Origin of the sequence: Candidatus Latescibacter sp., from assembly GCA_030692375.1 — a bacterium.
Classification (GTDB): Bacteria; Latescibacterota; Latescibacteria; order Latescibacterales; family Latescibacteraceae; genus JAUYCD01.
In genome coordinates, this window is the sequence record JAUYCD010000067.1 from 1 (window position 1) to 12,038 (window position 12,038).

Genomic DNA, 12,038 nt, shown 5'->3' on the forward strand with positions numbered 1-12,038 from the left:
AACCCGAATTATTCACAAACTTGCTATGACATTTTCTTAACTCTTTTTTAAACAAATACTTATTATTAATTTTTGGATGCAGCCCCCTAAATCCCCCGAAGGGGGACTTTTCGTGGTAAAGATGAAAATACGAAAGCGTAACTTTTAAAAAATAACCGATTATGCCTTGTCTTGCAGTCTTTTAAGTCCCCATTCGGGGGATTTAGGGGGCTGTATTTTACACTCACAGAGACTAAAATACTGTTTTCATGCATAATTCGGGCTAATACATATTTCTTTCTATAATATAATGAATTTATTTATAAAAAAGTTATTCGATTGTGTCGTTGCGCAAGCGCTATACGAGTGTAAAGCAATAAGGGAGGATGCCTGAGAGAAGCGGTTTTCATTGACATAATAGAAACAATTTATTATACTTACAAATTGTAATTTATCCTATCTATGCTAAATGTTACTATATACAATTATTTCTCTTTTTACCATCTGCGGAGGTTTTTTTGATTCGGAGCATGACCGGTTTCGGCAGCGCAGAAGCGGTTGAGAACGGAACCAGTGTAAAAGTGGAAGTTCACAGTGTGAACGGGCGATTCCTGGACCTGAAAATGAAGCTGCCCAAATCTTTTTCTGAGTATGAAGGCGAAATCAGAAAGATTGCGCAGGACTATATCGAACGCGGGCGGGTGCATGTGACTGTCAGTTTGAACGTGACCGGGCTGCGGGCTTCCAGCGTCCGGGTGGATTACCAGCTTGCGGAAAGGTACGTGAAACTGGCGGAAGAACTGGCCAGTCTGCACGGAATAGAGAACAGAATGGATGCCCGGACGCTTCTTTCTCTGCCGGAAATTCTGACCTGGAAGGAGGAAGATACTAGTACGGAGTCGCTGTGGGGGCTGGCAAAAAAAGCTGCTCTGGCGGCGTTCGAATCCCATCGCGCCATGCGTGAAAGTGAGGGCGCTGCCATCGGCAGGGATTTCCGTAACCGGCTGGATAATGTCCATAGTCACATCCTGGAGATTGAAAAGAGCATTCCCAGGATTATCGAGACCAATACAGCCCGGTTCCGCAAACGTATCGAAAGCCTGGTGGGCAGCGATACCTTCGATGAGATACGGTTTAACATGGAAGTCGCCCTTTACGCCGACCGGGTGGATATCACCGAAGAATGCGTACGGTTCAAATCCCATCACGATTTATTCGTTAAAGAGCTTGCCCAGAAGAAATCTTCCGGTAAAAAACTCTCCTTCCTTCTCCAGGAACTGAACCGTGAGGTGAACACCATGGGATCAAAAGTTATGGATGCCGGGATCGCGGGAGTTGTGGTGTCCATCAAGGAAGATCTCGAAAAGATGCGCGAGCAGGGCGAAAACATGGAGTGATGGAGAAATATGCATTGAACGGGTGCAATGGAAAAGGAAAGACATGCGGGAAAGGCAACCCCGCGGGATTATTGGTTGTTTTTTCAGCGCCCTCCGGCGCAGGGAAGACCACGGTGCTCCGCGCGGTTTTGAAAGCGCATCCGGAGATGAAGTATTCCGTTTCGGTGACCACCCGGAAATCCCGTGCAGGGGAGAAGGACGGAGTTGATTACCATTTCGTCAGCGAGGAAAAATTCGATGCTCTCGTTGCCCGGAACGCTTTCCTCGAATGGGCGGTCGTCCACTGCAGCCGCTACGGCACTTTGAAGAGTACGGCTGAAGAAGGATTGAAACGGGGCGACCGGATTATTTTTGATACCGATACGGTTGGGGCGTTCAATATCAAGAAGCGCTTCCCCGATGCTGTATTGATTTTCATCGCCCCGCCTTCACCGGAGGTGCTCAGGGAGCGTCTCAGGAGCCGTGACACCGAATCACCCGAACGTATGGCGATACGGTTTGAAGCGGCGCCCGGAGAGATGAGCAGAATGGGTGATTATGATTATATTGTAGTGAATGACAGTCTGCACGATGCTGTTTCACGGGTGGATTCTATACTTAAGGCAGAAAGCCTGCGCAGCATGAGGATTGCACCGGTATTGACCGAATGGAGGAGGTATCTTAATGGAAAAGGGACAGACCACAGTGAATTATGATAAACTGGATTTTGATAATTTGGGCGTAAACCCCTACGAAGTTGTCATTGCCGTTTCCAAAATGTCGCGCGATATTAATGATAAAGTGCAGAAATATCTAGGCCACGATTGTGAGGTCTATCCTATCCGTGTGGCTATGAAAAGGCTGCAAAGCGGACAGGTACAATTCAAATACAATGATGAGAACGGAAAGCGTTAAGAATCTTCCGGCGGGGAATCATGATATCTGATCCTGGAAAAATTCTGGCGGCATTTGTTGCCCAGCGCCTGGAGATGGGTGAAACCGAGTGGTTTTTTCTACCCCGGCTTTCTTTCAACCGTGAAAGCGGCACGGCAAGGAACGGCGCTCCTCACCGCGAGACGAGCGGGGAAGCTGTTTGGGCAGGGAATTCCCTTGAGGATCTTCGGGAGGCAGTGGGAAAGTGCCTCCGCTGCCCTCTCGGCGGCTCCCGGACACATTTTGTATTCGGGTCGGGCAATCCCCATGCGCACATCATGTTCGTCGGAGAGGCCCCGGGGGCCGATGAAGACCTGCAGGGACTGCCGTTCGTGGGACGTGCGGGACAGCTTCTTACCAGGATGATCGAATCCATCAAGCTCCGCCGTGAGGATGTCTATATTACCAATGTGCTGAAATGCCGTCCGCCCAATAATCGTACTCCGTCTCCGGCGGAAATCGAAAAATGCGAACCGATTCTTCTTCGGCAGATCGAGATCATTCATCCCCGGATTATCTGTGCGCTTGGGCTGGTGGCTGGCCAAACTTTGCTCAGAACAAAATCTACTCTTGGCTCTCTCCGTGGGAAAGTACATGATTACCATGGGGTCAAACTCGTGGTTACCTATCACCCCGCCGCTCTTTTGCGGAATCCCCAGTGGAAGCGCCCGACCTGGGAAGACCTCAAATTTCTGCGCCGTGAATATGATGGAATGGAGATATCGTGATGGCGGAAAAGGGGAGCGCCCTTACCGGCGCTAATCCACCGCAGGCCCCGGAAATCGAAAGGGCTGTTCTCGGCGCGATGCTTCTCGAAAAGGAAGCGATCGGTATTGCCGTAGAAGTCATCGGGAAAGAGGAGGACTGTTTTTACAAGCCGGCGCATGCCGCCATTTACAGGGTCATAACCGACCTCTACGATCAGAATTTTCCGGTCGACCCGCTCACAGTAACCGAGAGACTCCGTCAGCGGGGGGTTCTGGACCAGGTGGGAGGTGAAGCAACACTGGCGGCAATCGCCCAGGAGACCTCCAGCGCCGCCAATATCCGCTATCACTGCCTGATACTGCGGGACAAGGCTTTCTTGAGGAAAATGATCGCGTTGGCCACATCCATCCGAAACCTTTGCTACGATGATACAGCCGAACCTTCATCTATTCTGGCGAACCTTGAAACCAACATATCAGATCTCTCCCACATGCGCCTGTCAAGGGGATATGTTTCTCTTCACGACACGGTTTACCAGGCCTATCGTGAAATAGGCCGTAAATTGGAGACAAAGGACGGTCTCACCGGAGTTGATACGGGGTATGAACAGTTAAACAAAATGACGGGAGGCTGGCAGCCTTCCGATCTCATCATCGTGGCGGGCAGGCCCTCGATGGGGAAAACGGCGTTTGCGCTGGACCTGGCCAAGAACGCCGCCTCCAAAGGGATCCCGGCCGGAGTATTCAGCCTGGAAATGTCCTCCGTTCAACTGGTGATGCGGATACTGTATAACGAGGGAAGGTTCGACGGTTCAGCGCTTTCTGTTCACAAACAGAAAACCGAAGACTGGACCAGGCTGTCCGACGCCTGCGCCCGCATTCAAAGCTACCCGATCTATATTGACGATACGCCAGCGCTTTCGAGCATCGAGCTTGCCGCCAAGGCCAAAAGGCTGAAAACAGAGCGTGATATCGGGCTCCTCATTGTCGATTATCTTCAGCTTATGCAAGGTTCCAGCCGTGAATCGAGGCAGCAGGAAATCTCTTCTATTTCGCGGGGTCTCAAAGCCCTGGCCAAGGAACTGGAAATACCCATCATAGCACTGAGCCAGCTCTCGCGGATCGTTGAACAGCGCGGCGGCGATCATAAGCCGATTCTCTCCGATCTTCGCGAATCGGGCGCCATAGAGCAGGACGCCGATGTGGTGATGTTCATGTACCGCGCCTCTGTATACGGGATCAATCCCGAATACAAGATCCGGGATCAGAATGTGAATCCTTCCGATGTGGCCGAGGTCATAATCCGTAAGCAGCGCAACGGTCCCATCGGCACCATTCTCCTTCACTGGATAAAAGAATACATGAAGTTCGCCGAGTTTGATTACGAGGCCTCTGAAGAGTTCTTCTAAATGGTGAGGCAATTGTGGCCGGATTTTTCGGGTGGTATGTACTGATTTCGGACAGAATAGCGAATGCTGTTTTGAAACCGGTTATGGAAATCGGCGATATCATGCTCTTTTTCGGGAGGGTGCTGCGCACCATACCCGCAATTCCCAAGAGCATGCATCTCATTTTCCAGTCCATGCTGGAAATTGGGGTTCGATCCCTTCCCATTACCTTCATAATCTCCATTTTTGCCGGAGCGACGACGGCCTGGCAGGCCCATTACCAGCTCCAGGGCATTGTCAGCACGCGGTATATCGGGACTGCTGTTTCGAAGTCGATTATCCTTGAACTGGCGCCGGTTCTGACCGGTCTTGTGGTGGCGGGAAGAATCGGCGCCTCCATAGCGGCTTCGCTGGGAGCCATGCGGGTAACCGAGCAGATCGATGCTCTCTCCACCATGGCCATCGACCCTTACCGGTATCTGGTTCTTCCCCGGATCGCGGCGGGAGCGATTATGGTCCCGATGCTGACAATCTACAGTTGTTTTTTTGGTATCCTGAGCGGGGTTATCATTTCCCTGGCATTTCTCGATGTTCCGAGCGGAATTTTCATTTACGGCCTGAAGCATTTTTTTCATTACAAAGATATCTTCGTGTGCCTTTCCAAAGCCTTTGTTTTCGGCGCCGGGCTGAGTCTTTTTGGCTGTTACTACGGATTTGCCGCCAGAGGAGGCGCCGAAGGAGTAGGCCAGGCGGCCATCAGGGCGTATGTAACCTCGGCGGTTTTTATTCTCCTGACCGATTTTATAGTCGCTTCGCTGGTGCTGTAACAATTTCTGTGTCAAGGAATTCATGATGGCGGAACCGAGAATAGAACTCAGGGAGGTATATAAAAGTTTCGGCAATAACCAGGTTCTCCGAGGTGTGAGCCTATCTGCCCGGCAGGGAGAAACCCTGGCGATCATCGGGCAGTCCGGTGTTGGGAAAAGCGTCATTCTCAAACTCATGGTGGGATTGATAAAACCCGATAGGGGTATGGTGCTGGTAGACGGGGAAGATATCAACGATGCCGGAGAAGAAAGCCTTTTCCGGATCAGAAAGAAATTCGGGTTTCTTTTCCAGGGATCGGCGCTTCTCGATTCCCTCACCGTGGAAGAAAATGTCGGTCTGGGTCTTACCGAGCACCTGTCTTTTTCACAGGGGGAAATTCGGAGAATTGTTGCAGATAAACTCGGCATGGTAGGAATGCAGGGTGTGGAGGATTACCTGCCCTCCGATCTCTCGGGAGGGATGAAAAAAAGGGTGGGGCTGGCCCGGGCCATCGCCATGGAGCCGGAGATTATTCTTTACGATGAACCCACGACCGGCCTTGATCCCATCACCGCGGACAGCATCAACGAGCTGATCGTTTATTTGAAAAACCGGCTGGCCATAACTTCTGTGGTGGTCACCCATGACATGACCAGCGTCCGCAGGGTGGCCGACCGTGTGGCCATGCTGCATGACGGTGAAATTATCTTTACCGGAACCATTGCCGAGCTCGATATCACAGATGATCCCGTGGTCCGTCAGTTTATAGAAGGCCGTGCCGAGGGACCGATCAAACCGGCATTTGGGATGAAAGCAGACCTGGACAACGGTCTCCTGTCGACCGTTACAACGCTGAACGGTGAGATATGAAACAGTTTTTCCGCATCTTTCGCTATATTTCCCGATATAAGATGCTTTTCACTGTTTCAGTGTTTTTTTCGATTCTCTATGCACTTATGAACGGATTCAGCATCTATTTGATCGGTCCGTTCACGAAAACCATATTCAAACCTGAAACGGTAGTAAAGTCAGCGTATTCACCAACAGCCCCCCTCGATTTTTTTGGTGCATGGAAAGCAGGCCTAAAGCACGCTTTCGATTCTTTCATGGGGTACGGGAATCCCCATGAAATACTTACCAGGCTCTGTTATCTGATCATTTTCGTAATTTTCCTTAAAAACCTTTTCTCATACTTTCAGGGATATATCATGGCCCATGTGGAGCAGGGTGTGGTCAGAGATATCCGTGAGGATGTCTACGCCTCCTATCACCGGCTCCCGCTGCGTTTTTTCCAAAAGAGGAAAACAGGCGACATGATCAGCAGTGTCATCAATGATTGCAACGCGATAAACGATAACCTGAACAGCGCCTTAATTGACCTCATCAAAGAGCCGATAAACATTGCGGTTCTCATCGGAGTCATGGTGGTCATCAACTGGAAGCTCACCTTATTCACCTTTTTGGTGGCTCCTCCCAGTCTTTACATCATCATGCGTATCGGGCAGAAACTCCGACGCCGCACAACCACCACACAGGACCGTATCGCCGCCCTGACCTCAGTTCTGGAAGAGACTATCTCTAATATCAGAGTAGTTAAAGCTTTTGCCATGGAAAAGTTTGAATTAATGAAATTCAACCTGGCGAATAACTCATACTTCCGGTCGCTCATACGGTTGTTCCGAGTGAGAAGGCTTTCCTCACCGGTGACAGAATTTCTCGGAGTGGCGACAGTGGTGCTTGTGCTCTGGATCGGAGGGACGATGGTGCTCGACCACAAGGGAGAGCTTGATGCCGATAAATTTATCGTATTCATTGCGTTCATGTTCATGCTGATGCAGGCGATAAAGCGGCTTTCCGAAGTAAATGTCAAACTGCAGGTGGGTATCGCAGCCGCCCAGAGGGTGTTCGATGTCATGGACCAGAAGAGCGATATTGTCGACCCGCAGAATCCCCTTTCGATCGATTCCTTCAGTCAAAGCATCCGGTTCAAGAATGTTTGGTTTGAATATGATCCGGGAGTTCCGGTACTAAAAGATATCAATCTCACCGTGAACGTCGGAGAAACAATAGCCATTGTAGGGGCATCGGGAAGCGGTAAGTCTACCCTTCTGGATCTGCTCCCGCGATTTTTCGATCCTCCGGAGGGTGCGGTAGAGATAGACAGCCACGATCTCCGTGAATACAAGCTCGATGATCTCCGGCATCTTTTTGGTATTGTGACCCAGGAAACCATCCTTTTCCACGATACGATCAAGGCGAATATTGGGTACGGACGCCCGGACATCTCGTTGGATGCCATCATGGCTGCGGCCAGGACCGCCAATGCGCATGATTATATCATGGAGTTTGAAAAAGGGTACGAAACAGTCATCGGAGACCGTGGAACCAAGCTTTCCGGGGGCCAGCGGCAGCGTATCGCCATCGCGCGCGCCATCCTGAAAAATCCCCCTATACTTCTCTTCGATGAGGCTACTTCGGCGCTCGATACCAAATCGGAGCGTGAAGTCCAGACAGCGATCGACAAGCTTATGGAAGGCCGCACAACATTTGTTATAGCGCACCGTTTGTCTACGATACAGCATGCTTCCCGTATTGTTCTCCTGGAAAAGGGAAGAATTGTCAGAGCCGGGACACATGCGGAATTATACGAGAACGAAAGTATCTACAGGCGTATGTATGATCTGCAGTGGCAGAATATTAAAAAGTATTGAATGAATGTGTTAACGTTAAAAAAAAAGTTGTACATAACAATAAAAACGCTTGACAAGAGCTTAAAAAGTCTTAAATTTATAGTACAATTATATTTGTTATCTACTGTAAGCGAATGGAACTACATGAGTATCAAATCCGTTTTATCCGCATGAATCTGTTATATTATGCGGTTTTTTTTTCTTCACTTTAAAAGAGAGGCAGCGTATGTCCATCGGTAAAGTCAAGTGGTTCAATGAAGTCAAAGGTTATGGGTTCGTCACAACGGAAGACGGCAAAGATGTGTTTGTACATTATTCCGCAATCAAGGGTGAAGGATTCCGTACCCTCAACGAAGGGGATTCTGTAGAGTTTGAAATTACTGAAGGTCCTAAAGGACCCCAGGCAGTAAATGTAACCAAAAAAGCTTAGTTCATTCACTACAGCATATAGATAGTAAACTGAAACTTTTTCAGGCGGTATTATTTCCGTTTTCTTCGTACGAATAAATTTCAGATTGCGGTTTTTTGTCATTTTTCAAGAGGAGAGGTTGAGCATGTCAGTAGGTAAAGTCAAATGGTTTAATGAAGTAAAGGGGTATGGTTTTGTAACGATGGAAGACGGAAAGGATGTTTTTGTTCATTATTCCGCAATCAAGGGTGACGGATTCCGTACCCTCAATGAAAATGACGAGGTCGAATTTGAGATCACCGACGGTCCTAAGGGTCCCCAGGCGATTAATGTAACGAAGAAAGGCAAATAAACATCTTATAGATACAGAGTTTGAAAAAGGCCTCTGTAACAGGGGCCTTTTTTTTGGTGCGCCCGGCAATAAACCTCCATTGATTTATAACGCTAAATTGTGTAAATTATACAGGGCTCCTGTAAGTCTCCTGTTACAGGATTTCTCAATGGTCAGGGGGGTCCTGTGGCATAAAGCTGCTTCAGCCTGCCCCGGGGGAATAGCAACGATGAAAATCATACCCTTTTATGCTCTCGTTGACAGAATCGCGGAACTTATCCCGGTAACCGTCAGGATTCTCCCTGCCGATGTCCTCACTGCCATTACCCGCATGAGAGCCGGGGAAACATCCCCTCTGGCTGTTTCCATACTCGATCAGATCATCGAAAATGCCTGTATTGCCTCCCGGGAGCTTCTCCCCCTGTGCCAGGATACCGGAGTGTCAGTGTTTTTTGTGGACATCGGGGAAGGAGTGAGGGTTGAGGCGCCGGGGCTCGACGCCGCCATTCAGGAAGGAACCCGCAAAGGATACCGTGAAGGCGATCTTCGGATGTCCATGGTTCGGGACCCTCTTCGCAGGGTGAATACGGGCGACAACACTCCGGCGATTGTACATTGCCGCATGGTTCCCGGGGAGCTTCTCAGGGTGGTATTCTGCCCGAAAGGCGGAGGCGCCGAAAACATGAGCCGTCTGGCCATGCTTTCGCCGGGCGAGGGCAGGAAAGGGGTGGTGGAGTTCGTGACGGATACGGTACGTATCGGCGGCGGCAGACCCTGTCCGCCGGTGATTGTGGGAGTAGGCCTGGGGGGTGATTTCGAGGTTTCGGCGATTCTTTCCAAACGCGCCCTCCTGCGGAAGATAGGGGAAAGGAACACTGAAGCTTTCTATGCCTCCCTGGAAGAGGAGATGCTTGAAATAATCAACGCGCTCGATATCGGGCCGATGGGTTTCGGGGGCCGCACCACCGCGCTGGATGTTTTCATCGAGACAGCGCCCTGCCATATCGCAAGTTTGCCGCTCGCGGTCAATATCCAGTGCCATTCCGCCCGTCACGGGGAAATCGAGCTGTAGCGCCTTATGCAACAAAGTATAGCTGGTGTAAAAATATTTCCCCTGTTTTTCCGGTTATCCGGAAATATTCTGGCGGTATGTTGTAAAAACAGACGCCGAAATAAGTTCGGTATAACCCTTCATAGTATGGATTAAGGAATGCTGTCAACAGATTTTGATAAAATAGTGCTTGTTTGACGAAATAGTGCTTGTTTTCAATACTATATTTATATATATTTAAAAAGCTTGTGAAAAACCTTCTTTAATTGATAGATGCCGAAACGGTTTCATCGTTCCCGCTAAGCGGCAACAAGTTCGGCATGACGTCATCCTGAACTCGTTTCAGGATCTAAATGATTATAAAAACCACCTTTTTCACAAGCCTTTTACGCATGTTATATAAATCAGACCCCTCATACCTGGGGTAAAGCATCATGGTGAACACCGATGTCATCTCTGTCGCCACTCCACTCGACCGGGGTGTTCTCTGCCGGTTGAAAGCCGGAGATCGGGTGACGCTTAGCGGTGAAGTGCTCGTTTTCCGTGACGAGGTGCACCGTATCCTCTGCGGGATGATAGAGCATGGAGAGACGCTGCCGTTCAGCCTGAAAGACGCCGCCCTCTACTATTGCGGCCCTACGCCTGCCAGTCACGGTATGCCGGTCGGGTCCGCCGGGCCTACCACATCGAGCCGCATGGACCGTTTCACCGGGCCGCTCCTTAAGCAGGGGCTGGCCATGACCATTGGCAAGGGCAACCGCTCGCCCGAGGTCGCTGCGCTCCTGGTGCTTCACCGTGCGGTGTACATGGCGGCGACCGGAGGGGTCGGAGCGCTTCTGGCCAGACACATCACCTCTTCCAAAGTAATCGCTTTTCCCGAGCTCGGCCCCGAGGCGGCGCGGATTTTTACCGTGCGCGATTTCCCCCTGATCACCGCGATCGATACGGAGGGGAAAAACATATATGAAATCTGAAATCTGTTTTTTGTCGTGTGGGTGTATACCTTTTTGGAAACGGCATGAGATAATGAAACTTCATTTCGAAAAAAAAACCCTTGCGTTTTTACGTGCCATATTAGGTTTCATGATTTTCTATGTCGCATTATCAACATTGTTTTACGTTTCCAATCCGCTTATCACCAGGTGGCTTATGCCTGCATACACTCAGATCATCGAGAGATCTTTCCCGGGAAACGAGCTGGTTTCGATAGAAAACACCGGCCAGTCGATCATCTATAAAATAAAGATAACGAGATACATCAAAGGCATTGATATTATCCTGGTGGACTCTCTGGTTTCTTCCATTCATTCAAGCTTCCAATTCGTGACCCTTATTATTTATTACTCTCTCCTTTTTGCATGGCCTTCTCTTCCACTCTCGAAGAGGATAAAGGCATTCTCAATAACCTTGCCGATTATCGTGCTCTTCGTGTGCATCGATATTCCGGTTACCATCATCAGCTCGATCGACCTCCAATGTATTGTTAAACTGCAGGGAATACCATTGGTCGATACATTCTCACGAAGAGTCATTCTGTTCCTCAGCCATTTTTTCAATAATGGCGGACGGCAGTTTTTCGCAGTGATGCTCTTCGCTTTCACCATAATCCCCTTCAGCCACAGTTCGCTGCCGCTGAAATCCGCTGTTTTAGACAATAATAATCGACCAGCGCCGAAAAACCGTAATGAACCCATTAAATCAACAATAAAACAATTAATAAAACCCGAATCACATGCAGAATATTAATTTTTTTCTTTTTGTGACCTGAATCACCGATTTTTTTCTTGCATACTCGTTATTTTTATTGTAACATAGTACAGGTTTTTTTTTATATAGTGTAAAGGAATGTATTTCGTGATATTTGCTAAAATTTTAGTGAAAAAACTCTTGACACCGGTTTCTAATTATGATAATATTCTCTCTATATATATGGCTGATTAACTTTCAGTTGAGTCAGGTAACTCATGAAGCCTTACAGGGAAATTACACTAATCTCTTGTAAATAGTAGGCTTACTATGGGAATTGCTGTTTTTTTATCATATCATCTGGAAGTACAAGTACACAAAATTCAGCACAAACCGCGCGTGAAAAAGGACAAACAAAGAAAAAAAATGAGGAAAGGAGGATTTTGCCTGCCGGAGAAATGGCCGGCGCACGAGTGTTGATCCAAAATACACAGGCAAAGAGGTTAGGTTCCCAACGAAAAAACAAAGGAGGGTCTGGATGCGGTAAAAATCCGTGTAGATGTAATGTTTGCACGAATGGTTTGTTTAGTGATTAACAGATGCAACATTTTTTCCAATTCTCTGAAAGGAGATGGATATGAAGTACAAATTCTTTTTGGTAACGCTTCTTTTAGGAGCTTT

At 48.7% G+C, this 12,038-nt stretch carries 13 protein-coding genes; all 13 read left to right on the forward strand.

The window, feature by feature from the left end:
* Positions 1-497: 497 nt before the first annotated feature.
* The 13 genes from Q8O92_04455 to Q8O92_04515 all read left to right on the forward strand — a co-directional run bounded on the left by Q8O92_04455 (position 498) and on the right by Q8O92_04515 (position 11,417).
* Complete coding sequence (locus Q8O92_04455; GenBank protein ID MDP2982565.1) at positions 498-1,376, forward strand: YicC/YloC family endoribonuclease; 879 nt, start codon at positions 498-500, stop codon at positions 1,374-1,376.
* Positions 1,376-2,071 carry a guanylate kinase gene (gmk, locus tag Q8O92_04460; protein MDP2982566.1) on the forward strand — a complete coding sequence of 232 codons (696 nt, stop codon included), beginning with the start codon at positions 1,376-1,378 and terminating at the stop codon, positions 2,069-2,071. The genes Q8O92_04455 and gmk overlap by 1 nt, the downstream gene beginning before the upstream one ends.
* Positions 2,040-2,270, forward strand: coding sequence for a hypothetical protein (locus Q8O92_04465; GenBank protein MDP2982567.1), 231 nt, complete (start codon positions 2,040-2,042; stop codon positions 2,268-2,270). Before gmk ends, Q8O92_04465 begins: the two co-directional genes overlap by 32 nt.
* Before the next feature lie 20 nt (positions 2,271-2,290).
* Positions 2,291-3,016, forward strand: coding sequence for a uracil-DNA glycosylase (locus Q8O92_04470; GenBank protein ID MDP2982568.1), 726 nt, complete (start codon positions 2,291-2,293; stop codon positions 3,014-3,016).
* Entirely contained in the window at positions 3,016-4,404 is a 1,389-nt protein-coding gene (gene dnaB, locus Q8O92_04475) for a replicative DNA helicase (protein ID MDP2982569.1), read from the forward strand. The genes Q8O92_04470 and dnaB overlap by 1 nt, the downstream gene beginning before the upstream one ends.
* 14 nt (positions 4,405-4,418) lie before the next feature.
* On the forward strand, positions 4,419-5,210 hold the full coding sequence (locus tag Q8O92_04480) for an ABC transporter permease (GenBank protein ID MDP2982570.1): 792 nt from the start codon (positions 4,419-4,421) through the stop codon (positions 5,208-5,210).
* A 25-nt stretch (positions 5,211-5,235) separates the two neighbouring features.
* Positions 5,236-6,060, forward strand: coding sequence for an ABC transporter ATP-binding protein (locus tag Q8O92_04485; protein MDP2982571.1), 825 nt, complete (start codon positions 5,236-5,238; stop codon positions 6,058-6,060).
* Complete coding sequence (locus Q8O92_04490; protein ID MDP2982572.1) at positions 6,057-7,901, forward strand: ABC transporter ATP-binding protein; 1,845 nt, start codon at positions 6,057-6,059, stop codon at positions 7,899-7,901. Before Q8O92_04485 ends, Q8O92_04490 begins: the two co-directional genes overlap by 4 nt.
* Positions 7,902-8,106: 205 nt before the next feature.
* Positions 8,107-8,310, forward strand: coding sequence for a cold shock domain-containing protein (locus Q8O92_04495; protein MDP2982573.1), 204 nt, complete (start codon positions 8,107-8,109; stop codon positions 8,308-8,310).
* 124 nt (positions 8,311-8,434) lie between these two features.
* Positions 8,435-8,641, forward strand: coding sequence for a cold shock domain-containing protein (locus Q8O92_04500; GenBank protein ID MDP2982574.1), 207 nt, complete (start codon positions 8,435-8,437; stop codon positions 8,639-8,641).
* A gap of 208 nt (positions 8,642-8,849) precedes the next feature.
* Entirely contained in the window at positions 8,850-9,692 is an 843-nt protein-coding gene (locus Q8O92_04505) for a fumarate hydratase (GenBank protein ID MDP2982575.1), read from the forward strand.
* Between the two features lie 413 nt (positions 9,693-10,105).
* Positions 10,106-10,645: a FumA C-terminus/TtdB family hydratase beta subunit gene (locus Q8O92_04510; protein ID MDP2982576.1), complete on the forward strand. Its 540-nt coding sequence runs from the start codon at positions 10,106-10,108 to the stop codon at positions 10,643-10,645.
* 175 nt (positions 10,646-10,820) lie between these two features.
* Positions 10,821-11,417 carry a hypothetical protein gene (locus tag Q8O92_04515; protein MDP2982577.1) on the forward strand — a complete coding sequence of 199 codons (597 nt, stop codon included), beginning with the start codon at positions 10,821-10,823 and terminating at the stop codon, positions 11,415-11,417.
* Positions 11,418-12,038: the final 621 nt, after the last annotated feature.

Excerpts from the sequence above, each read along its gene's own strand:
- Q8O92_04510 (MDP2982576.1), top strand. The coding sequence starts at position 10,106 with ATGGTGAACACCGATGTCATCTCTGTCGCCACTCCACTCGACCGGGGT.
- Q8O92_04505 (MDP2982575.1), top strand. The coding sequence starts at position 8,850 with ATGAAAATCATACCCTTTTATGCTCTCGTTGACAGAATCGCGGAACTT.
- gmk (MDP2982566.1), top strand. The coding sequence starts at position 1,376 with ATGGAGAAATATGCATTGAACGGGTGCAATGGAAAAGGAAAGACATGC.
- dnaB (MDP2982569.1), top strand. The coding sequence starts at position 3,016 with ATGGCGGAAAAGGGGAGCGCCCTTACCGGCGCTAATCCACCGCAGGCC.
- Q8O92_04470 (MDP2982568.1), top strand. The coding sequence starts at position 2,291 with ATGATATCTGATCCTGGAAAAATTCTGGCGGCATTTGTTGCCCAGCGC.
- Q8O92_04495 (MDP2982573.1), top strand. The coding sequence starts at position 8,107 with ATGTCCATCGGTAAAGTCAAGTGGTTCAATGAAGTCAAAGGTTATGGG.
- Q8O92_04490 (MDP2982572.1), top strand. The coding sequence starts at position 6,057 with ATGAAACAGTTTTTCCGCATCTTTCGCTATATTTCCCGATATAAGATG.
- Q8O92_04465 (MDP2982567.1), top strand. The coding sequence starts at position 2,040 with ATGGAAAAGGGACAGACCACAGTGAATTATGATAAACTGGATTTTGAT.
- Q8O92_04515 (MDP2982577.1), top strand. The coding sequence starts at position 10,821 with ATGCCTGCATACACTCAGATCATCGAGAGATCTTTCCCGGGAAACGAG.
- Q8O92_04500 (MDP2982574.1), top strand. The coding sequence starts at position 8,435 with ATGTCAGTAGGTAAAGTCAAATGGTTTAATGAAGTAAAGGGGTATGGT.
- Q8O92_04485 (MDP2982571.1), top strand. The coding sequence starts at position 5,236 with ATGGCGGAACCGAGAATAGAACTCAGGGAGGTATATAAAAGTTTCGGC.